This window comes from Vibrio japonicus (genome assembly GCF_024582835.1).
Taxonomy (GTDB): Bacteria; Pseudomonadota; Gammaproteobacteria; order Enterobacterales; family Vibrionaceae; genus Vibrio; species Vibrio japonicus.
In genome coordinates this window covers 974,907-997,495 of the sequence record NZ_CP102097.1, presented here as the reverse complement: position 1 = coordinate 997,495, position 22,589 = coordinate 974,907, and the positions used below count along the sequence as shown (strand labels likewise).

Sequence of the window (22,589 nt, the reverse complement as noted above, 5' to 3'; positions counted from 1 at the left end):
AGTAGCCTTAACTGGTTCTAATAATATCAAAGGCAATTTCTATTCCTTATCCCCCTTTCATGCACTTTTTACGTAGTAGCAAGCGGGCGTAGATAATGTGAAACAGGGTACTTATTGACATAATCTTGTCCGTGATAGCGCTATAATCAAAGCATCTAATTCTACAGGGGGAAGTATGAAAAAGATCCAAATTGATATCGTCTCTGATGTCGTATGCCCTTGGTGCATTATCGGCTACAAACGCTTAGAGATGGCACTAGCGGCACTTTCAGACAAGCTTGAAGCCGAGATTCATTGGCACCCGTTTGAACTCAACCCTGCTATGGGTAACAAGGGACAAGACTTGCGTGAACACTTACACGAAAAATATGGAACAACACGAGAAGACAGTATTTTAGCGAGGCAAAACCTAACCCAACTAGGACAGGATGTGGGATTCCAGTTTAACTTTTACGATGAGATGAGAATCTACAACACGCGTAAAGCGCATCAACTGTTGATGTGGGCTTCAGGTGAGGGTAAACAGTTCGAGCTCGAAATGAGACTGTTTAAAGCCTATTTCAGTGAGCAGAAAGATGTGAGTAATTCTGCGCAGCTCATTGAGTGTGCGAAGCAAGTGGGACTTGACCCAGAGATCGCGGAAATGGTGATCAATGATCAAGGGTGGGCAGAGTCCGTCGTCCATACCGAACGTCAGTGGGTAGATGCAGGCATTCATGCGGTACCCGCGTTCATCATTAACCAAAGGCACCTCATTTCAGGGGCGCAAACCTCAGAGAATTTCATTTCGGCTCTGAAACAAATTACTGAAAACATACATTAAGAACGATGTGGGGAGATTAAAAGCTGCGCAAGAAGCAGACATTTAGTCTCCCTTAATTTTGGATATTACGCTCCAAATCAATACGACGAGCAGCCCAGCTAACACACCGATGAGCCCATTCATAAACGTCGGGAACAATGCCTGTATAAGAGAAATATTAGGGATATTGGTGATAATGGGCTCTACCCAGTGGTGAATCATTGGGATGTTGTGGACAACAATGCCTCCCCCGACCAAAAACATGGCAGCCGTTCCAACTATAGTCAGGCCTTTCATCAACTTGGGCGCAAAGTTAACTAACCCGCGTCCTATGCTCTGTGATAAGCCCTTTCCTCGTTGTTCCAGGTACAGTCCCAGATCATCAAGTTTGACAATGCCCGCTACTAAGCCATATACGCCAATAGTCATGAGTAGCGCAATCAGGCTCACGACCAAGATTTGTGTACTCATAGCTTGCCCTTGTACCGTACCCAGAGCAATCACGATAATTTCTGCAGAAAGAATGAAGTCAGTACGAATCGCGCCAGCTATTTTCTTCTTTTCATACTCTTCGGCAGAGTCAGCCTGTACGAGTTCCTCTTTCGGCTCTTGATGGGATGTATGAAACAGCTTCTCTAACACCTTTTCGGCACCTTCGTAGCAAAGAAACAAACCACCGATTAACAGCAGAGGCATGATAAGCCACGGCACAAAGGAGCTGATGAGCAGGGCAGCGGGAACAAGGATAAGTTTGTTCTTAAAGGAGCCTTTGGCCACACTCCACACCACCGGGAGCTCCCGATCTGCCGTCACACCGGACACCTGCTGGGCATTGAGCGCCAAATCATCTCCCAATACGCCTGCCGTTTTCTTTGCAGCCACTTTCGACATCGCCGCGACATCATCCAACACACTCGCGATATCATCGAGTAGGGTTAACAAACTTGCTCCAGCCATGTATACGCTCTTATTTGCATGAGAGGTCAATGTAAATAAATGTAACACTGAAAATCTGGAGTACAAACTGAAATATGCAAAACGCTACCTACATGAGAATTTCGTAGAGACGAGATTGCATGAGTACCTGTCACACTCTATCCTAGTTCTCAATTTATATAACAATAAAAGGCAGTATCATGCACAGTTCCTATCCAATCGGCACTCCTGGAGAAAAATGGGGCGAAGCTCAACGTCTTGAGTGGCGCGACCAAACGACCATTAAGCGTGAATATCAAAAAGAAGTTGTACCAAAGATCAACGCCCTATCAGAGCAATTTGACGTGGAACAGTACGGTGCCCTTTCGTACGATGCCGAACGTTACCCGTTGTTCTGCATTAAGAGCACAAACTGGGACCGCACTAAACCCGTTGTTTTAGTAACGGGCGGTGTACATGGTTACGAAACCAGTGGTGTTCATGGCGCATTAAAATTCGCCGAGACGCAAATGGCTCATTACAGCAAATACTTCAATATCGTTGTGGCACCATGTGTCAGCCCTTGGGGTTACGAAACGATCAACCGCTGGAATCCGTTGGCCATTGACCCAAATCGCTCCTTCTATGCGAATAGCCCTGCAGAAGAGTCAGCGAATTTAATGAAGTTGGTTGAGTCGATTGATGGCAACATCTTGGTGCATGTCGATCTGCATGAGACAACGGATACCGATGAATCTGAATTCAGACCTGCGTTAGCTGCCCGAGATGGCGTAGAGTACATCGCAGGAACGATTCCTGATGGTTTCTACACTGTTGGTGATACTGAGAACCCTCAACCAGATTTTCAAGCGGCTGTGATTGCATCAGTGAGTAAAGTGACCCACATTGCGCCGCCAGACGAGAACGACGAAATCATCGGTTCTCCGATGACTCAGCACGGTGTGATTAATTACCCAATGGTTAAGCTAGGGCTTTGTGGTGGTGTCACAGACTGCCAATACGGTACAACGACTGAAGTATACCCAGACAGTGCCAAAGTGACGGATGAAGAATGTAATGATGCTCAAGTCGCTGCACTTGTAGGAGCACTTGATTACGTGCTGACGCAGAGCCAACCCTAATTTGATACCCCCTGCCCTCTAATTTATGAATTTAGGCAGGGGGAAATCGCATTAACATACATTGAATGATCTTTGGCCTAAACCATTTAGGGACAAAGGAACTCAAAGATGACTTTGCTGCGGATGACGTCTATTTTTACGCCCAGGACGTAGCAGAATCCCCTATCAAGTACCCACCAACTACCATCAATACTCCAAATACCAATTTCCTCAACTGGTCGTTAGACAATGGTGGCGGATAACGCCTAGCAACCAAGGTCACTAGTGCCACCAACGGAACCGCAATGACAGATAACCAAATGATACTGGTACCTAGGCTGCCATCAAAATACACATAAGCGGTGCGCGAGGCAGACGTGCAGGCAAAGACCATCAGCAACGTGCTACGTATTAATTCAATGGAAAATGGCTGCTTGTAAAGATGATAAACAATGGGTGGTCCCGCCATGCCAAACAAACCACCAGCGAGGCCAGAGCTGAATCCTGAAAATAAAAAGGATGCCGATGCGGAGCGCATTGCTAACATCTTAGGTTTAAACATGAAATTGAGGCCTGCGGCTAAAATCATGATACCTAGCAGAACACGCAATATATTGGTCGCAGATTCATTGAGTTGACCGAGCAAGAATACTCCAGCAATCACGCCAGGAACGATACCCACCACTAAAGCCAGAGTGATTTTAAGTTCTCCAGACAAGGGTTTACCCACCAATGCCACTAGGCAATTGAACAAGGTAACGATACTCACTACTGCGGCGATAACGGGCAGTGCAACCAAATTAAGGCTCACGGTTAAACCGATCACAATGATACCGAGACCAAAGCCAGTCACGGTCTGAAAGTAAGTGCCAATCACTATGGCGGCAAGAATGGCGAGTAACGTCTGTAATTCCATTTCTTTTCCCTAGTTGGTGATGCCTTCTTTTATTGAGGCGGGTGAAACTTGGTCTATCTTCCCATCTTGTTGAGCTTGAACCGCGGTAACCGCAATCACATTAAAAATATCTTCAGCGCTGCATCCCCGGGATAGATCATTCGCAGGCTGGTTCAACCCTTGTAACAAAGGACCTATTGCTACCGCACCGCCTAATCTTTCTGCCAACTTGTAGCCTATGTTTCCCGCTTCTAAATTGGGGAAGATCAGAACGTTAGACTGACCTTTCACTTGCGAATCCGGCAGTTTTTTAGCTGCAATCTCAGTAACGATCGCGGCATCCAACTGAACGTCTTGGTCCACGGCGATATCGGGACAACGTTTTTTCACTATCTGCGCTGCGCTGCGAACTTTGTCGACAGACTCATGTTTCGCGCTGCCGTTGGTCGAAAAAGACAGCATGGCCACTTTAGGTTCTTCCATTAATAGCGATTTAGCGCTGGCAGACGCGGCGATGGCAATGGATGCAAGCTCAGTTTCATTCGGATCAATCACCAGTCCGCAGTCACTGAATATCAACCCACCTTTGAGGTTGTGAAACGGTTCGCACAGCATCATCAAAAAGAAGCTCGACACTAACTCGCAGTCCGGTGCAGGGCCGATAATTTGCAAAGCCGCACGCACCACATCGGAGGTAGTATAAACAGCGCCGTTCACTGTGCCGTCAGCAAGTCCTTCTCTCACCATTAAGTTGGCAAAAATAAGAGGATTTTTCACCTGTTCTAGGGATTCGTTGTAGGACATGCCTTTCGCTTTACGCAAAAGGTATAGGCGCTCAGCCAACACTTCTGTAAGAGGCGAATCCTGAGTAGAAACAATTTGAATACCCGCAAGACTCACATTGTGCCGTTCCGCAGTCATGGCAATCGTTTGTTCATCACCAACCAAAGTAATGTATGCCAATTGCTTATCCACGGCCATACGCGCTGCAGCAAGCACGCGAGGGTCTTCACCTTCGCTCATCACCACTCGCTTAAGATCTAAGTGAGCTTTTTTGATAATCCTTTCCATCGCCTTCATATAAAACACATCCATTTATTGATACAATTTGTTCCGAAATTTAATTTAGCATTAAATTCATCAATAAAAAAGATCAATTTTTATTCGAAAAATAGATAAAAATTAATTTGAAATGTACAATCTAATACTTCGACGCATCACAAGGATAAATGACTCTATGCCAACAGAAACGCCACAGGTTCAAGGAGATACTCCTACGCTCAGACTTTTTGCACTGTTAGAGGTGATAGCGCAAAAAGACGAGTTCATCTCTCTTCAAGGATTAGTAGAAGAAACCGGACTACCAAAACCAACCCTACATCGTATGTTGCAGCAGTTAGAAGCCGCAGGCATCATTCAAAAAGACGGGGATGAAAAGCACTATAGCTCGGGCATTCGTTTGAGAAAGCTAGCCGAGAACTTATTGCTAAATAGCACCATGCACAGTGCACGACGTACTATTCTTGAAAACCTCAGAGAAGAGGTGGGAGAAAGTTGTAATTTAACCGCGCTTTCTAGCGGCGAGATCATCTACCTCGATAGAGCAGAAACAGAAGCTCCTCTTCGCTTCCACTTGCATCCGGGGTCGAGAGTACCGGCTCACTGCTCTGCAACGGGCAAACTGTTTCTAGGGCATATGTCGAAATCACAACGTCGACGACTTATTGAGAATGTTCCTCTCACTCAATATACCGTAAACACGATTACTGATTACGCTGAATTGGAAAAAAACATCGAGGAAGCAAAAATCCAAGGTTTCGCCATTGATAATGAAGAGTTTCTGCCCGGTTTAGTCTGTATTGCTGTGCTTGTGCCCTCTCCGACAGGACAATCGAATCTTGGTTTAGCAATACAAGCCCCTGTGATTCGCGTTAAGCCCGATGAAGCCATTAAGTTTTTACCGACACTTCAAAAAGCAGCGAAAGCACTAGCAAAAATAGAAGCCGATAATTGGGGCGAACATTAATCCCCCTCCTCCCAACACCCTCAAAAAGGCTAAGTGGATACCGTAACCACTTAGCCTGGCAAAACAACAAAACCTAATGGAATGAATCGCTACCAGCCAAATCAATGGTTGATAGCGATTAAGAATGGCGAGTTGGATTAGGATAGGTTTGATTTAACGTAGTAACCAACAGCGACGAGCTTATTGTCTAGCACTCGGTAAAAAGTGTGCTTGGTTTCAACTTTATTCGATTGAGGGTTTAGCCACTGATAGGTATGAACGCCTCGGCCGTTTTCCTTAGCTAACGTCAGTAATTCGGTAAGAATAGGCTTATTATCAGGGCTTAAAATCTCATCATGCGAGCGTCCCACCAACTCCGGAGACGCACCATGTGCAAGAAATTTACCCGAATTCATGTCCATCACGAATACGTATAAATCGCCCTCAATAAAGTTTCCTTCAGGATCGTTAAACTCATCGATACTTTCCTGCTCAGATTCCACCATGGCTTTCATCGCCTTAGCGAGTAACCGCTTCGCCTCGGCGGCACCAGAACGCTCTGGGTGGTAACCGACAGCCACAATCACTGCCCCAACGCGCTCAAAGAAAGTGGTTTTAGGCTCTCCCATTCGGTCGGTCGGGTTAGTCCAATTGTATTTCACTTCCCCATAACCATCGCGTACGGCCTTGGTGATCATTTCCCGAAAAAACGGTTTGCCGTAAACGTCTTGGGTACCAAGAACGCTATCGCCAACCAACACCATCGACGAGCCACCACTTGCTAAGAATACACCGTCGATACCCAAGGCAAAGACGTACAGTTCCTCGTCTACGTATTCAGGGGCGCTCATGAAATCTTTTACGCTCTCCTCCCCCTCAGTTTGCACATGTATAACCGCCTTAGCCAATAGGGTTTTCGCGCGCTTTTCCGCATCGCTAGCTACGTGAGGCTCAGTGATATCCAGTACATTCACGGCGGAGCTGTCTTCCGCACGCAAAGCCACACTACTGAACACAGAAGACAACACACAACCTATAACAATCAGTTTCAATATATTCACGGTTATCTCTCCTAGTAGCCGACTAATGACGGTAGCCAAAGCGTGATTTGTGGGAAGAAGGCAATAACAAACACACCAAATACCGACGCAAGAACAAATGGGTGAATCTTAGCGGTAATCTGTTCCACCGTGGCTCCTCCGATACCCGAGGCGACAAAGATGTTTTCCCCGAGGGGCGGCGTGGCAAACCCTATCGATAACGTACACACCACGACAATACCTACATGGGTTGGGTCAGCACCCAACATGTACATGATAGGAAGCAAGACAGGCACAATGATCATAATCGCCGCTAACGTTTCCATGAACATGCCAACAAACAGCAGCAATGTGATGGTTAATGCCCACACAAGATACATATTATCTGTAAAGCTCAGTAGAGACTCAGCGACCACCACTGGAATTTTCTGTTCAATCAGTAAGCGACCGAACACGGTTGCCGCAAATAAGATCAATAGTACGCGCCCAGTGATCCAAGTCGTGGTCGACAGCGATTTAAGAATGTTCTTAAACGAAAGTTCGCGGTGAATAAACAAGCCAACAAACAGCGAATAGAAAATAGCCACCACAGCCGATTCTGTTGGGGTAAACATACCGCTATAGATACCGCCAAGGATCAAAAACGGCGCCAGAATGGACCAAAGCCCGCGGCGTAGTGATTGCCTGATTTCTCCAAATGACCAGTTCTCGGTCAGACCTTGATAGCCTTGCTTTTTAGCAATCATGTAGTTGGTAATCACCAAGGCTGATGCCATGATCATTCCCGGGATCACGCCCGCGACAAACAGCTTAGGAATCGATAGTGACGCAAACTGACCATGTTGAGCAATGGCCTCTGGCGGTGCCATCAAGCCCATGGCAGAGATACCGAAGATAACCAGCGGAATCGACGGTGGGATAATAATACCAAGTCCCCCTGACGCAGCGGTTACTGCTGAAGCATAGCTTTTTTCGTAATCACGCTTAACCATTGCTGGTACCATTAACATACCAACCGCCGCTGTGGTTGCTGGGCCAGAGCCTGAAATTGCTCCGAAGAATAGACACGCCACAACCGTTGCTGCCCCAAGGCCACCTGTCACTGGTCCAGCCAGACTTTCAGCAATATCCACCAAACGTTTGGAAATGCCAGCGGCTTCCATTAGTGCGCCAGCCAATACAAAGGATGGCAGTGCCATTAACGGGAAGTTACCCACTGAAGTAAAGGCAATTTGCACGAGTGCTATGGGGTTTTTATCCAATATCAAATAGGCAGCCATGGATGCGCCTGCGAGTGATACGGTAATTGGTGCGCCTAGAATTAATAGCGTTAAAAAGCCACCAAATAGGATTAGAGTTAAATAGGATTCCATAATTACATCTCTCTGTTACGACTCTTGCAGTGACTTTTGAGCGGTCATTTTGCGAAGTTCTTTTACTTCTGGATCTTCATTCTTGGCACCTTTGCATAAACGCTCATAGTTGTTCCAAACGATCCGAACCATCATCAGAGAAAATGCGATCGGTAAAATCATGTAGAAGTACTTCATTGGGATACCGGTCGTCTGCGATTTCCAGAATAGATTCATTTTGTTAAATACAAAGTCGTAGCAGAGGTAAACAAAGTAACCGTTGAACAGCAGCCATAATAAATCGGCTATGGTTTCGCTGATGGTCTGTACGATCGGGGGAAAGAACTTGAAGTGGAAACTTACTCGGTTATGAGCTGACATTTTCGCGGCAACCACCGCACCTAAATAAGCAAACCAGACAAACATGTAAGTAGCGACTTCATCGCCCCACGGAATGGAATAGTCAAACAACTGACGAGATAAAATTTGTGTGAACAGCAGTAAGACAAAGCTCGCTAGGAATAAACAACACGTGTACTCCTCAATGTTGTTTAAGTGTTTTCTAATTGTTTTAGCGACTGACATAGAACCTCCAATGTTGATTTTTACATGACAACCAGTCGCTCAATGTGTATGAACAGATAAACGAGTAAGTCATGCAAAAACCCTATCCACCGGTTCTCCGATAGATAGGGTGTAACTAATCGTTATTGTCTACCCAGTAGCTCAAGAACGTTATCTAGCTTCTCTTTACCCCCAATACTTGAGTAAAATTTTGGCCATACTGCAGTGGTGACGTTCTCGATCCATTCTTTTTCTCCGTTCGCAGGCTCGGTGATTACCATACCTTTAGCTTGGAGATCTTTGCGGATCTTGCTTTCCGTTTCTTCTAAGTAAGCAAAGCTGTGATCTGTTGCCTCTTTGCCCGCTTCAAGAATGGTCTTTTGCATCTCAGGACTTTGTTGCTGGAACACAGACTCACTGATGATGAGCGGCTCAAGCGAAAAGATGTAGCGGATGTTGGTAACGTACTTTTGTACCTCGTTAAACTTCATCGCGTACACAGTGATGTATGGGTTATCTTGACCATCTACTACGCCTTGTTGCAGGCCAGTAAAGGTTTCAGACCAAGCCATTGGTGTTGGGTTTACACCCCATGCTTGGTAAGAAGCAATCATGATTTCGTTACGAGGAACACGAATCACCAGCCCTTTTAGATCTTCTGGCGATGCGATTGGCTTCTTCGAGTTGGTCAATACTCTAAAGCCTGAATACGCCCAACCAACAATTCGAACACCCGCATCACGAATGGTGTTGTCTACCAATTCCTGACCAACCTGACCTTGTGTCAAAAGCACAGCGTCTTCTGGGCTTTGAATCACATACGGCATCGTTAATAAGCCAACCGTTGGTGAAAACGGAGTCACGTTGTTAATTGCTAACACTGAAAAATCTAATAGACCGATAGCTGCATCATTAACGGTGTCTTGTTCATTACCCAATTGTCCATTTGGGAATAGGTCAATTTTCACTTTGCCATCTGTCTTTTTCTCCATTAACTCAGAAAAAGTCTTGGCTAATTCCCATTGCGTTCCGCCAGCAGCATCGCCGATAGCCATTTTGAAGTTTGCTGCCGAAGCTGTGTATGAAAACGCTGCTGTCGCTGCAATTGTCACGCCCGCAATGATTTTGTTTTTAATAAGTTTCATAGTCTTAACCTTTAATTTCGTACAGACATCCAGTCTGTACTTTGCTTACAAGGTGACCTGGTACAACTTTCCTGGTCGTCATCATTTCCCTATTTTGGAGACATGCTTTGAGTGTTACAGCACTTCATCCTTTAGCGAATACCACTGGTAAAGGAATCGCTGTCCTACTCGTCGAAATGGTGCAAACATCTCCGATTCCACCACTTCCCTCACGTTTGGAAACGGAAGTTTTGATTCGAATATTGGTAAGTCGAGTTTGTGTCCCTCTCCTCCAATCCACTGAGCCAGACGTTTACCGGCTTGTGCTGAATACATCACGCCATTGCCGCCATAACCTAAGGCGTAGAATATGGATTGTGATGGATTAGGTTGATAGATTCTTGGCATCATGTCGTGGCTTACGTCCACCCATCCCCACCATGAGTAATCAATGTTGATCTGGTCCAATGCTGGGAATTTTCGAGTAAGGTCTGCACGTAACATGTCTTCATATTTCTTCTCTGGCGCCTTCTTGCCAGTAATAGCGCTACGAGTTCCAATCTGAACTCGATTGTCTGGAAGTAAACGATAGTAATGACGAAGTACGCGAGTATCCGTAATCACCTGATTGGTTTTGAAGTTACACGCGGCAATTTCATCTTGCGTTAAAGGACGCGTGACCATTGAGTTAGATAAGACTGGAAGCAAACGGTTTTTTAACTCCGAGTGCAGACCTTGACTGGTATAACCGCCAGTACAAACCCCCACCGAGCGAGCCTTCACCACACCACCTGGTGTTTTGAGGTAGTGCACGCCACCGCGAGTTTCCCACCCCATCACAGGGCTCGCAGGATGGACCTTCACACCCAGCGCTCGCGCTTTTCTCAAGTAACCAAAGGCCAACTTACCCGCATGAATACCAATACCTTCTGGCTCGTGCATTGCACCTGCCGCTTCTTGATCACCGACGTAGTCACGTTTTACCGTCTCAGCATCTAGAATTTGCGCATCGTAGTTGAACGTTTCGCGAAGCAATTTTGCTTCTTTCTCTAATCCCGGCATCATCTTTGGACGATGGGCTACATATAGGTGGCCACCAGGTTGCGGGTCGCAGTCGATATCCTTGATAAGCTCTTTGAATGTGTTCATGCCATCCACACACTCGCGGTGCATTTTCAAAGCCGTTTCAAGGCCCCAACGTTCAATCCACTGAGAGCGCTTTAGTCGTCCTGACGCACATTGAGCCTGACCGCCATTACGGGTGCTACACCCCCAACTCAAGCGATTTGCCTCGATAACCGTTGCTTTAATCCCATACATTTCAGCAAGGTGAATTGCAGCGCTTAAACCTGTAAACCCAGATCCAATAATGGCAACATCAACATCCATATCTGATGTGATTGGACCATCGTCTTCCGGAGGAGCTCCCGCCGTATCCACCCAGTAAGTTGGGGCGTACTCTTTACCATGACCCGGCGTTTTGTCCTTTAGTGGATCATATTTAGGATCGTATGTATCTTTCGCTTGGGTGCTTTTCGCCTTAGTTTCTACAGCATCGACTGCTGGTTGTTCCATTACTAAACTCATAATTCGACTCTCCTTGTCATAACACCTGAACGGATAGTGGTTACCGCGTTTACTTGTTGGGTGTGATTACTGGTCGAGCTTTTCTAAAGGCATTTTTTACACTGATTTTTCCATCACGCAGAGTAAATACGTCCACCATACGTGCTTCAATTACCGTACCGTCTGGATTGGTAGCTGAGAAAGTTGATTCTGATACTGCACGATCTCCGCAAACAAAGTGCACTGGATCGCTCCAAGCTGCATCTGGGAAATTCTGCCAAACCGATTCGAAGCTATTGCGAACCGCTTCGTATCCTTCGATAGTGTTTCCAAGCAAGCCATCTCCTGCGACTGTGTGAAAGACACAATCGTCAGTCATAAATGACATTAAGGCGTCAATGTCGTGGTTATTCCAAGCATCACTAAAAGACTGCAAAAATGCCGTGTCGACTTGGTTTTCCTGCAATAATGTTGCGGTATTGGTTTGCATGTTCATGTTTCAGAATCCTTTTCTGTTTTCGTTATTGGTTTAATACAGGGCAGTACTATGCTGCCGTCTTATTAGAATATTTACACTACTACAGGAGGTTAACTTTTTTATAACAACCCCCTACTCTAACTTTCAGTTATGGTATGTACAAACTCCAAGCTCACATATTGAGCATTTTATAATTTAATTATTGACCTAGTTATTTTTAAAGGCGTTGACCATCAACTGATAATTCAAACGCTTGTTTATTTTTCACAGCTCATTTTTTAATCAAAGTCAAAATCTTGATTATACGTACGCCCATATTGTTCTAGTTTTCTATCAAAAACATTGACTTTAAGACCATTTCTAATTTCACTATTTTGACGTTCTGAGTTATTTTCCGAACTAGATTCAGAATCTATATTCGTCATTTTTTCCTCAACAGTCATTGTCGTTTTATTTAATGCACTCATGGATTTTCACTCCTTTAGTAATTTATATTTGCCGAGGGTAAACATTAATAGCTATTCATTGACTTCACGAAAACCCAATATCGGCATTCCGTAAACTTCCATTGTTGAAAGGAGTTTTTATTATACTCGTCTAAGGTTGTTGCTATTCACCTTGCCTAAACTTGGGATTATCACACCGGATTTATATTCTTCCGATCGATATATTAATGTGTCATTACTATTAAATTCATTAAATAATAATTAAACCATTCTCTGAATATAAATAACCGTCAACATATATCCAGCGATAAACATTGCATTAAATAAAAGCAATATAATTGGTTTCCATCCTAGAGAGAAAAGCTTCTCAAATGATGTTTTTACGCCTAGAGCGGCAATAGAAATAACGAGACACCACTTAGAAATCTCAGACATACCTTCTGACACTGAAGGAGGTACTAGGTTAAAGCTATTGATGACAATCAGTGCAATAAACACCATCAGGAAGAACGGTATTATTGGTGCGTTAATACGCGATTCTTGGCCATCACTTTGTCTCTGAGCACGGAACGACAATGCAATTAACAATATCACTGGCATTAACATCGCGACTCGGAACATTTTCGCTAATGTTGACGCATCCCCGATCTCGGTTGATAGCATAAAGCCCGCGCCGACTACCTGAGCGACATCATGAATGGATCCACCCAAAAACATGCCCGCTTCACTCGGTGATAACTGTAGTGAAGTGACTACAAATGGATAAAGAATCATGGCAATCGTTGAAAACGCAGCGACACCAATAGCCGTCATTAATGTATATTGCTCGTTCTCTTTGCTCTGTGGAATCGTAGATGAAATCGCCATCGCTGCTGAAATACCGCAGATCCCCGTTGCGCCACCTGCAAGTAACCCAAATGTGCCAGAAACATTAAGTAACTTTGCGAACAATAGGCTGAACAAGATCGTCAGTACTACAGCACCTGCTAGAATACCTACGCCATCAAGTCCTATAGTGCTGACATCGCTATAGGCAATGCGTACACCTAATAAGGCAACACCAATTCGAACCAATTTCTTAGCCGCAAACTCAATGCCAGCGCCACATTTTTCATGGTCAGAGAGAAAATGCAGAGAAATACCCAGTAATAGTGCATAAAGAAACTTAGGACCGCCGTAGTGATCAGAAACAAACGTTGCCGCTGCGGCTATTACAATACTGAGTAATAAACCCGGTGCGATGCCCGTCGCGTCTCCATACAGTGTTCTAGGCATTTTTATGGTTTTCGAAATCATCGCTTCCACCTCTCCGTGTGTTCAAAATGCCCGGCCAGAAAATGGCCGGACATACTCCCTGTGACCTATACGTAGTCTTTGTATTTATCTAGGAAGCGAACAGGTTTCGATAGTGCGTCACGACGGAACGGGTCGCCCAATTCCTGTGTACACATGATTTCGATAATCGTTGTTTTGCCTTCGTTCATCTGCATGTCGATGGCTTTTTGAAGTGTTGGACCTACATCTTCCAGCTTATCAACCGTGATACCTTCAGCACCCATTGCTCTCGCAATTTCAGCGAAGCTTTGGTTGTCTAGCTCACCGGCTACGAAGCGACGGTTGTAGAAGTCCACTTGGTTTTTCTTCTCAGCACCCCATTGACGGTTGTGGAATACCACAGCAGTCACAGGAATGTTATGACGAACACACGTCATAGTTTCCATTAGACTCATACCCCAAGCACCGTCACCAGCATAAGAAACAGCAGGACGATGTGGTGCCGCAGCTTTCGCACCAATGATGGTTGGGAAGGCATAACCACAGTTACCAAAACTCATTGCGGCAAAGAAGCTGCGTGGTTTTTCGAAACGTAGGTAGCTGTTAGCAACAGAGTTAATGTTACCGATATCGGTAGATACCATTACATCTTCCGGCATGGCTTTTTCAAGCTCGCGAAGCACTTGACGTGGGTGCAGATATTCACCACCAGAGAACGGCGTTTCTTGCGCGTTTTCTTCGATCATATCCAAACTGAATGGGTCACGTTCGTGTGTCCACTCATCCAGCTCTTTCTCCCACAGTGCTTTTTCCGTTGCGACTGTGTCTTGGCGAGACGCTTTGTTCTCATCACAAAGTAGTTTACGACCTTCTAGACGTTCTGTTAGTGCAACCGCGGCAGCTTTAGCATCACCACAAATACCCACAGAGATTTTCTTAACCAGGCCAAGCATCTTATTGTCGGCATCAATTTGGATGATTTTCGCGTTCTTCGGCCAGTAGTCCATACCATGTTGAGGTAACGTACCAAATGGACCAAGACGCGTACCCAATGCAATAACCACATCCGCTTGAGCCATCAGCTTCATCGCTGCTTTAGAGCCTTGGTAGCCAAGTGGACCACACCACAATGGGTGGCTTGCTGGGAATGAATCGTTGTGCAGATAGCTATTCACTACTGGTGCGCCCAGTCTTTCTGCCAGTGCCGCACATTCTTCAACAGCATCGGCCATGACCACACCGCCACCAGAAATGATGACTGGGAATTTCGCTTCGGCAATCAGATCCGCTGCTTCATTGAGTGACTTTTCGCCACCTGGACCTCTATCTAGTCGAGCTGGTTGTGGAATCTCTGTTTTGATTTCGCCGTAGAAATAGTCACGTGGAATATTCAATTGAGTCGGACCCATTTCACTCATAGCGCGATCAAAACAGCGACCTGTGTATTCCGCCATACGCTCTGGGTGCGTTACGTGACCTTGATATTTAGTAAACTCTTGGAACATAGGAAGTTGGTTACACTCTTGGAAACCACCCAATCCCATTGTTTTTGTGCCTGTTTCTGGCGTGACAATAACCACTGGGCTGTGTGCCCAATAAGCAGCCGCAATCGCTGTAACACAGTTACTGATACCAGGGCCATTTTGACCGATAACCACACCGTGACGACCTGATACACGTGAGTAACCATCTGCCATGTGAGCAGCACCCTGCTCATGTACCACTGGAATTAATCGAATGCCAGCAGGAGCAAAGATATCCATTGCATCCATAAATGCTGAGCCCATGATGCCGAACATATCAGTAACATCATTAGCAACCATAGTTTCAACAAATGCTTCTGATGGTGTCATCGTTGTAGTGCCGGATACAACCGTGCGTTTTTCTTGCTCGCTCATTCTTCCCTTCTCCTTGAGTTGAACTTGAATTTCATTTTTCGGAATAAATTGTCTCTTTTTTGCAGTCACATTCACCTTAGTAGGAGAATTTTTCCCCGTCAACGATTTATCTTTAATTGGAATGAATTATTCCAATTAACAAAACTAGATCACATTGTTAACATTTTTTTGTACAGAAAGTGTCGTTAACTTGGATTGAGATATTCATAATCTCTGAACATCAACAACAGTTGCTGGTAATTTGCCAGGTATATAGAAGGAATGAGTGATGAAAGAAACGGAATTGGTACCTACAAGGCAAGTCAGTGTGAGAGAGTGTTTTGGTATAGACAGTGACTTAACGGTATGGGCATTTGAGCACGCCGGAGAGTATGTTCCGCAGATCGATCCAAATTACTGTTTTGACCCTGAGGTGACCTTGGCCATCCTAGCGGGCTTCTCATCCAATCGTCGCACTCTCATTCAAGGCACGCACGGCACCGGTAAGTCTTCTCATATTGAACAAGTGGCAGCTCGACTGAATTGGCCCTGCTTGAGAATAAACCTTGATGGCCATTTGAGCAGACTCGATTTCATCGGGAAAGACAGCATCGTCATCAAAGACGGCATGCAAGTCACCGAATTTAAAGAAGGCGTCCTTCCACAAAGTATCCAGCGGCCTATCGCACTGGTATTAGACGAATACGATGCAGGGCGACCAGACGTGATGTTCGTTATTCAACAATTGCTGGAGCAAGATGGCAAATACACCTCATTGGAACAAAACCGCGTCATTACCCCGCACCCTTACTTTCGATTGTTCGCCACATGTAATACGCTAGGTCTTGGCAATTTTTCCGGTTTGTATTCAGGTACACAAGTGCTCAATCACAGTCAGTTGGATAGATGGAATATCATCGCCACTCTGAACTACCTTGACCCTAAACACGAAGCCAACATCGTGCTATCCAAAAATCCTGAACTCAATAATGAACAAGGTTTGCAGCTCGTTGAGCAAATGATCGCCACTGCCGGAATGACTAGAAATGGTTTTATGGCGGGAGATTTATCTACTGTAATGTCACCCAGAACGGTACTGACATGGGCAGAGAACATTCGTATCTTTAAGGACGTCGCAACCGCGTTCAGACTGTCATTTCTAAATCGATGTGAAGAAGAAGAAAAACAGCTTGTTAGCGAATACTACTTCCGCTGTTTTGGTGAGGCTTTGATTGCCAATCCATCCGTCAGCTCTGGTATGGAGCAGCTTAGCCATGGCTAGTGTGTCGTCTCAACAGAAAAAGATCCTCGATCTTAGTGTCTCCGTGGCCAGAGCGATCAGCGGAAATCTCACACTTAACTATAGAGGCGAGCGTTTGTATAAAGGCGATCAACCTTGCTACTTTCTCTCAGCGCACACCAATGACCTTACTTTTGTTTCTCGGCATGAGCTAACCAAGAGCAAAATGTCGATGCAGGGTAAGATCGATTCTTCAGCATTGCGCCTTTTGATGTCAGACGCAGAGCTCCATTACTCGCAACGCCCCAACAGCGAAGTTGAACGTTTACTGTTTGATTTTTGCGAGCAAATCCGAATCGAGTCCCAGGTGCCGCATTACCTAGCAGGTGTTCAAGCGAGTACTCGATTCAACTTCTGTTATTGGAGTGAGCAGTATCATCAGAATGGTTTCACTGAATCTCGTCTTGGTATGCTTCTTTTTACGCTTATGCAGGTCATCCATTCTCGTTTAACCGGGATACCTGTTTCGGAACCTATCGCCGACGCGATTGAATCCACTCGAGCTGGAATTGTACCGATCATAGGCACTTGTCTGGTACAACTAAAAAGACATCGACTAGATCAGCGTTTGTTCGCCACTTATGCCAACCAACTTGTCACTCTCGCCAGCGAACTGATCGCTCAAGAGCAAGAACAATCCAGCAATCAAACCACTCCTACCGTTGAAGAAGACATTAAAATCCTTGCCCAACTGGCGCTCATTGTAGACGGGGACATTGAAGACCAAGACTACGATGCGGATATCACTGGTAGCAGTAAAGCGTTCCAGCTCGCCGGATCTCATTATCAAGTTTTTAGTCGAGAGTTTGACCGAGAGGTTGGCGCTGAAACCTTGGTGAGACAGGCGTTACTGCTTGAACTACGACAAAAGCTCACCGACGACATGATGGCAAGGCAGGTTAACACTCGTCGTTTAGCCGCAATATTGTCTAGCATTGTCCAAACCCCGCAGCGAAACAAACGCCAAGATCATCTGGAAGAAGGGATCGTCAACGCCAACACCATTACTAAACTGGTCACTTCTCCGCTTGAACGCACCATATTCTCACAACCAGAACTCAGTGCATCCCATCAATGCGCCATTACGTTTTTGATGGACTGCTCTGGCTCCATGCAAAAGCACAGTCATAAAATGAGCTTGTTGATGGACACCCTGCTTAAATCCATAGGCCTAACCGAAATCCCTTTTGAAATCCTTGGTTTCACCACAGGAAATTGGAACGGCGGGAAAGTTTATCGACAATGGCTACAACAAGGACAGCCAAAACACCCTGGTCGATTAAACGAACTTCGACATATTGTATTCAAAGACTTCGATACTCATTGGCGACGAGCACGACTCGGCATCGCCAGCTTACGAAAAGCCGACATATTCAAAGAAGGCATTGACGGAGAAGCCGTACAGTTTGCCGCTCAACGTCTAACTGCACAAGGCGCGCAGCGAAAGATACTCATCGTCATCTCCGATGGCTGCCCTATGGACACCGCCACGAGCTCGGCCAACGACCAATTTTACCTCGATAATCATTTAAAACAGGTTATAGAGCGCGAAACAAAGCGGAATAAAATAGAAATCTACGGTGTCGGCATGGGCGTCGACCTAAGCCCTTACTATCGAAACAACATTATTTTGGATGTACAGGAAAGCTGTTTGTTTAGTTTGTGTCGAGGGCTCTTTGGGATGTTAAAGAAGTAGAGGGATGTTGAGGAAGTAGAGCAGCTTTGATGTACCAAACTAACGGTAGACCGTGACAACTTATCTGCCCAAAACGACAACTATCCTGTCTAAGATGCCCAACTATAAAAGCTGATTTTTGTATTGCTCCGGGGTTTGCCCGGAGTATTTCTTAAACATGGAAATAAATGGGCTGGCTTGGTTGTAGCCTAAGGTTAGCGCAACCTCTTTCACCGAGCGACCATCACGCAGCAACTCCATCGAATAGAGATACCTCACTCTCAGTCGCCATTCGGTAAAGCTCATCCCCAGTTCTGATTGGCAGTGGCGCGCCAATGTTCGTTCAGTGGTGTGCACTCGCTCGGCCCATTCTGACAAGCTGGTGTTATCAATTGGGTTCTCTTCCACCGCTGCCAATATTTTGGCCAAATATTTGTTATCCGTAGCTGGTAAAAAATGATGTTGGGTGTCTCGCGTGGCAAGCTGATCGAGCAATACCTGCACCAAACGTTTGTCTTGCTGCGTTTGTGCCACATTGATACCGCGTTGGCGAAAGTCGTCGATAATCGCAGACACAATCGGCGTTACCTTGATTAAGCTCGTGCACTCTGGAAAGTTTTTGGTCAGCGCTTGTGCGATGTTGAGTGAGCAATATGAGATTGGCTTACGGTTAAAGCTGGTATGCCGGATCCCGGCAGGCACCCAAATCGCTAAATGGGGCGGAGCGAGAAAGCGCGTGTCTTCCGCTTCCATCTCCAGAATTCCGCCACTGATCAGCTGCACCTGCCCCCAAGGGTGGCTGTGCATACGGGTTTCCGTGTTGGACAAAAACGCTTCGAAATTCATAAACACATCCGATGGTGCTTTATCGATGGATAACGAAGGGTGGAGGTGTTTTACCGACTTTCTCAAACTTTGTCTTCCTGTGGCTTACAATGTCGTTTTGGAGATACTTATAATTATACCGACCTGTCACACTACTCTCTACCGTTAATATCGCGATGGAGCTCACATGGTCTATTTACTGCCTTTTCTTACCGTTTGTATATGGGGTGGCAATACCATCATCAATAAAATGGCCTCCGAAGCGATTGAGCCCAGCGCGATGAGTTTTTACCGCTGGTTGGTCGCGGTATTGGTTCTCACCCCTTTCTGTTTACCAACGGTGATCAGACAGTGGCAGGTGATCAAGCCTCACCTATTCAAACTGAGCGTTTTGGCATTACTTGGTATGGTACTGAACCAATCACTCGGTTACTACGCAGGGCTGACCACCAGCGCATCCAATATGGCGTTGATCACATCGCTTGTCCCACTGATGAGCGTATTTATGAGTTTACCGATTTTGGGTAAACCCATATCAGCCAATAGTATTGTCGGCAGTGTTATCGCACTTGCCGGTTTGGCGTTTATGCTCGGGCAAGGTGATGTGGCCTTTTTCTTACACAGCAGTATCGCGCTTGGAGATGGACTGATGGTACTCACTTCGTTGTGTTACGCGGCGTACTGCGTATTGCTAAAGCGCTGGAAGATGCCGCTGTCCAACTGGACTCTAGTCTACACCCAAGGGGTGTTGGCTTTGATTATGCTGGTTCCACTGTGGCTATCCAGCCAAGAGTTGGCTCCGCCAACGGCGTCTTTACCACTTATCGCCTATGCAGGCCTTGCGGCATCGGTCGCGGCACCTTGGATGTGGGTCAAAGCGATTGACTTGATCGGCGCAGACTCCAGCGCCATGTTTATGAACCTTATCCCTGTCGTGACCATTACTCTCGCAGCACTGTGGTTGGGAGAAACGATTCACAACTTCCACCTTATTGGCGGAGCCATGGTGATTGGTGGGGTTGTTTTATCTCAGGTAAAACGGGCGAAGAAACCGCTACCGCCAACTCAAAGCCTTGAGCAGATTTAACCTCCAACACCCAAGTATCCAATAGCACAGTAAAAACAGCCCTGTGAGTAATCAGGGCTGTATACGTTCTAGCTAACGACTTCAATATCCGTTTCAGGTACACAGCAACACGCCAATACCACACCCATACTAATTTCATGATCCTGTAAGGCTGGGACATCCGGCTGGTGCACTTTTCCGGATTCAACCGTCACCTTACAAGCGCCACATAATCCAGCTCTACAACTATTTGCGATCGGTGCTCCAGCATCTTCTGCTTGCTCAAGTAGTGTTTTTTGATTGTCTCCACTAAATAGGCGGCCGTTAACACTGATCGTCACTTGTTTAAATGGTTGTTGGCTGATCTCACCCACACCAAACGCTTCCTGATGATAACACGCCTCGGGCAAGCCTTTTTTCAGCAACAGATTTTTCGCTTTCTGCATGAATCCATCTGGGCCACATACAAACACTTGGCGTTGCTCTGCATCTTTTATCTGCTTGATGTGGGCTAATGACAATCGACCTTTTAAACCAAACCAGTCGATAGGCGCTTGTGACAACGAAATCAAAACAGTCAGCCCCGGATGCTTGCGTTTCAACTCGTCCAGCTCTTCCTTACATGGAATATCTTCAATACTTCGACATTGATGATAAAACACCACATCGCGAATTTGTTCGTGATCAGACAGGTAACGAAGCATCGACATCATTGGCGTCACACCACTTCCTGCCGAAAGAAGCAGCAGTGGTTTGTCGTTATTCTCATCCAGATGAAAGCTGCCATCAGGTTGTTCGCAGCTCAGCGTTGTACCAACGTTTAAGTTGTCCACCAACCAATTAGACACTCGACCGCCATCCACACGCTTAACCGAGATCGCCAAACGCCCAGGGCGAGAAGGACTCGAAGATAAAGTATAACGACGCCCTATCGTTTCTCCACCGACATCAACGGTAATCGGCAAATGCTGGCCCGGAAGATAATTGGGCGTATCACCATGCTGCGGTTCTAGCCAGAAGGTGACAAAATCACGTGCGATTTCTTCACGTTCAACACAGGTCATTACGAATTTTTCAGGTGAGTTGTCTGGGTAGTACTCTTTCTCTTTAAACTCTAAAACTTCAATTTCGTCCCCTTCGCGGATCATCCCTTCGTTTTTGGCAACGAGATTCTGACCAAAAAACACTCCTCCCCGATCGTTAGCGCGGAACTGGGAAAGCGTATTCAGGGGTTCTTTGTTGCTACGAAATTCGCCTTTTTTCACATCAACTGTGGTAAGTACACATCGTTCACAAGGCTTCACAGATTCAAACTCGACCTCTCCGATTCGAATTCGCTTCCAACCATCTTCACCAAAAGGTTCCGTCCCAGAAACGACCAGATTCGTTCGGAATTGATCCATTGAGTGGTGCTCAGGACTACGTCGGTTAAGCTCTTCCAACGATGCTTCGCTTATCACCAACAGCGGATAGCCATCAGCGAAGCTCACGTTGTGGCCGAGCTTTTCTCGTACGCGATTCGACTGTTCGCCACAGTATAAAAGCTCGACCCTTTGGCCTAACACGTCACTGAACCAGTCATCTGCGTCATCGGTTGTTGTGTATGCGGTAAAAGAGTCATTCCACACTTGCGCGGGGGCTTCCTGCATTTTGAAGTCGGAGTAACGAATACGTAGCGATGCTTTCCCCTGTGCGCTAAAAATCAAACCATCAGGCGTCAAACTGGATTGCACTGTCACCATTTGTGGGTATTTTCTTGCGGTGACCATAGAGCCATCAGAAAACGCCAACATAAATCGACGGTCAAAGGTAAGTCCTTGTTTTTCAACCCATGCGGTGGAAAGTGCAATACCCCCAACAGACTTGACTGGAAATACGTTGATTTGAGAAAGAGTGGGAACTGACATTACTGATCCTTCGTATTCGTTATTGTGTGAACATTATACGCAATTCTCTCGCCTTGTCTTCGCCCCTTATTTACAAGCCTCATAAAAGCAACACTTTGTTTATTTTGGATAATTTCCTTAAAAAACAACAGAAAAACATTAATGCACTGCTGCACTTCCCGGCAGTATTCGCGACCTGTGGCTGACGATGAAATAACGCGATAAGCAAAGGTTTGGTTACCATAACTCACGCCCGTTTCAAAAAAAGGGGGTGAAATGCCCCTCGCTTTGCTCTATCATCCTGTCGCCTAAGCGTAAGCGTTTGCTTTTAGAGTTATCGCTTTGTTTAGGCTCCAATCAGACAACTTACATTATGG

Annotated in this window: 20 protein-coding genes; 6 read left to right on the top strand and 14 right to left on the bottom strand. The window is 45.9% G+C overall.

What is annotated here, in order from left to right:
• Positions 1 to 175 precede the first annotated feature (175 nt).
• A complete protein-coding gene (locus NP165_RS17655; RefSeq protein ID WP_257085845.1) occupies positions 176 to 823 on the top strand; it encodes a DsbA family oxidoreductase in 648 nt (215 codons plus the stop codon).
• A gap of 42 nt (positions 824 to 865) precedes the next feature.
• Here NP165_RS17655 and NP165_RS17650 read toward each other — a convergent pair whose 3' ends face one another.
• Entirely contained in the window at positions 866 to 1,759 is an 894-nt protein-coding gene (locus NP165_RS17650) for a DUF808 domain-containing protein (RefSeq protein ID WP_257085844.1), read from the bottom strand.
• Between the two features lie 179 nt (positions 1,760 to 1,938).
• Here NP165_RS17650 and NP165_RS17645 point away from each other — a divergent pair, with 179 nt between their 5' ends.
• Positions 1,939 to 2,859 carry a M14 family metallopeptidase gene (locus NP165_RS17645; RefSeq protein ID WP_257085843.1) on the top strand — a complete coding sequence of 307 codons (921 nt, stop codon included), beginning with the start codon at positions 1,939 to 1,941 and terminating at the stop codon, positions 2,857 to 2,859.
• 136 nt (positions 2,860 to 2,995) lie between these two features.
• Here NP165_RS17645 and NP165_RS17640 read toward each other — a convergent pair whose 3' ends face one another.
• Positions 2,996 to 3,754 carry a sulfite exporter TauE/SafE family protein gene (locus NP165_RS17640; protein WP_257085842.1) on the bottom strand — a complete coding sequence of 253 codons (759 nt, stop codon included), beginning with the start codon at positions 3,752 to 3,754 and terminating at the stop codon, positions 2,996 to 2,998.
• A gap of 9 nt (positions 3,755 to 3,763) precedes the next feature.
• Positions 3,764 to 4,813 carry a phosphate acetyltransferase gene (pta, locus tag NP165_RS17635; protein ID WP_257085841.1) on the bottom strand — a complete coding sequence of 350 codons (1,050 nt, stop codon included), beginning with the start codon at positions 4,811 to 4,813 and terminating at the stop codon, positions 3,764 to 3,766.
• 157 nt (positions 4,814 to 4,970) lie between these two features.
• On the opposite strand from pta, the gene NP165_RS17630 reads away from it, so the two are divergent.
• Positions 4,971 to 5,759, top strand: coding sequence for an IclR family transcriptional regulator (locus NP165_RS17630; RefSeq protein WP_257085840.1), 789 nt, complete (start codon positions 4,971 to 4,973; stop codon positions 5,757 to 5,759).
• Positions 5,760 to 5,896: 137 nt separating this feature from the next.
• On the opposite strand, the gene NP165_RS17625 is transcribed toward NP165_RS17630, so the two are convergent.
• The 9 genes from NP165_RS17625 to xsc all read right to left on the bottom strand — a co-directional run bounded on the left by NP165_RS17625 (position 5,897) and on the right by xsc (position 15,481).
• Positions 5,897 to 6,799, bottom strand: coding sequence for a cache domain-containing protein (locus NP165_RS17625; RefSeq protein ID WP_257085839.1), 903 nt, complete (start codon positions 6,797 to 6,799; stop codon positions 5,897 to 5,899).
• 11 nt (positions 6,800 to 6,810) lie between these two features.
• Positions 6,811 to 8,151: a TRAP transporter large permease gene (locus NP165_RS17620; RefSeq protein WP_257085838.1), complete on the bottom strand. Its 1,341-nt coding sequence runs from the start codon at positions 8,149 to 8,151 to the stop codon at positions 6,811 to 6,813.
• 15 nt (positions 8,152 to 8,166) lie between these two features.
• Positions 8,167 to 8,715, bottom strand: a complete 549-nt coding sequence (locus tag NP165_RS17615) for a TRAP transporter small permease (protein WP_257085837.1) — start codon at positions 8,713 to 8,715, stop codon at positions 8,167 to 8,169.
• Positions 8,716 to 8,837: 122 nt separating this feature from the next.
• The gene (locus NP165_RS17610; RefSeq protein ID WP_257085836.1) at positions 8,838 to 9,839 is read right to left on the bottom strand and encodes a TRAP transporter substrate-binding protein; all 1,002 of its coding nucleotides are present in this window, start codon (positions 9,837 to 9,839) and stop codon (positions 8,838 to 8,840) included.
• Between the two features lie 114 nt (positions 9,840 to 9,953).
• Positions 9,954 to 11,405: an NAD(P)/FAD-dependent oxidoreductase gene (locus NP165_RS17605; RefSeq protein ID WP_257085835.1), complete on the bottom strand. Its 1,452-nt coding sequence runs from the start codon at positions 11,403 to 11,405 to the stop codon at positions 9,954 to 9,956.
• Positions 11,406 to 11,454: 49 nt separating this feature from the next.
• Positions 11,455 to 11,880, bottom strand: coding sequence for a nuclear transport factor 2 family protein (locus tag NP165_RS17600; RefSeq protein WP_257085834.1), 426 nt, complete (start codon positions 11,878 to 11,880; stop codon positions 11,455 to 11,457).
• Positions 11,881 to 12,140: 260 nt separating this feature from the next.
• Positions 12,141 to 12,329 (bottom strand): hypothetical protein, encoded by a 189-nt coding sequence (locus NP165_RS17595; protein ID WP_257085833.1) that lies wholly within the window; start codon positions 12,327 to 12,329, stop codon positions 12,141 to 12,143.
• A 240-nt stretch (positions 12,330 to 12,569) separates the two neighbouring features.
• Positions 12,570 to 13,604: a YeiH family protein gene (locus NP165_RS17590; protein WP_257085832.1), complete on the bottom strand. Its 1,035-nt coding sequence runs from the start codon at positions 13,602 to 13,604 to the stop codon at positions 12,570 to 12,572.
• Between the two features lie 65 nt (positions 13,605 to 13,669).
• Complete coding sequence (xsc, locus tag NP165_RS17585) at positions 13,670 to 15,481, bottom strand: sulfoacetaldehyde acetyltransferase (protein WP_257085831.1); 1,812 nt, start codon at positions 15,479 to 15,481, stop codon at positions 13,670 to 13,672.
• Positions 15,482 to 15,749: 268 nt separating this feature from the next.
• Here xsc and NP165_RS17580 point away from each other — a divergent pair, with 268 nt between their 5' ends.
• Both NP165_RS17580 and NP165_RS17575 read left to right on the top strand, forming a co-directional pair.
• A complete protein-coding gene (locus NP165_RS17580) occupies positions 15,750 to 16,742 on the top strand; it encodes an AAA family ATPase (protein ID WP_257085830.1) in 993 nt (330 codons plus the stop codon).
• Entirely contained in the window at positions 16,735 to 18,456 is a 1,722-nt protein-coding gene (locus NP165_RS17575) for a cobaltochelatase CobT-related protein (protein WP_257085829.1), read from the top strand. Before NP165_RS17580 ends, NP165_RS17575 begins: the two co-directional genes overlap by 8 nt.
• Positions 18,457 to 18,558: 102 nt before the next feature.
• On the opposite strand, the gene NP165_RS17570 is transcribed toward NP165_RS17575, so the two are convergent.
• On the bottom strand, positions 18,559 to 19,347 hold the full coding sequence (locus NP165_RS17570; RefSeq protein WP_257085828.1) for an AraC family transcriptional regulator: 789 nt from the start codon (positions 19,345 to 19,347) through the stop codon (positions 18,559 to 18,561).
• Between the two features lie 100 nt (positions 19,348 to 19,447).
• On the opposite strand from NP165_RS17570, the gene NP165_RS17565 reads away from it, so the two are divergent.
• The gene (locus NP165_RS17565) at positions 19,448 to 20,347 is read left to right on the top strand and encodes a DMT family transporter (protein ID WP_257085827.1); all 900 of its coding nucleotides are present in this window, start codon (positions 19,448 to 19,450) and stop codon (positions 20,345 to 20,347) included.
• 68 nt (positions 20,348 to 20,415) lie between these two features.
• Here NP165_RS17565 and NP165_RS17560 read toward each other — a convergent pair whose 3' ends face one another.
• A complete protein-coding gene (locus NP165_RS17560; RefSeq protein ID WP_257085826.1) occupies positions 20,416 to 22,233 on the bottom strand; it encodes a hybrid-cluster NAD(P)-dependent oxidoreductase in 1,818 nt (605 codons plus the stop codon).
• Between the last annotated feature and the right edge of the window lie 356 nt (positions 22,234 to 22,589).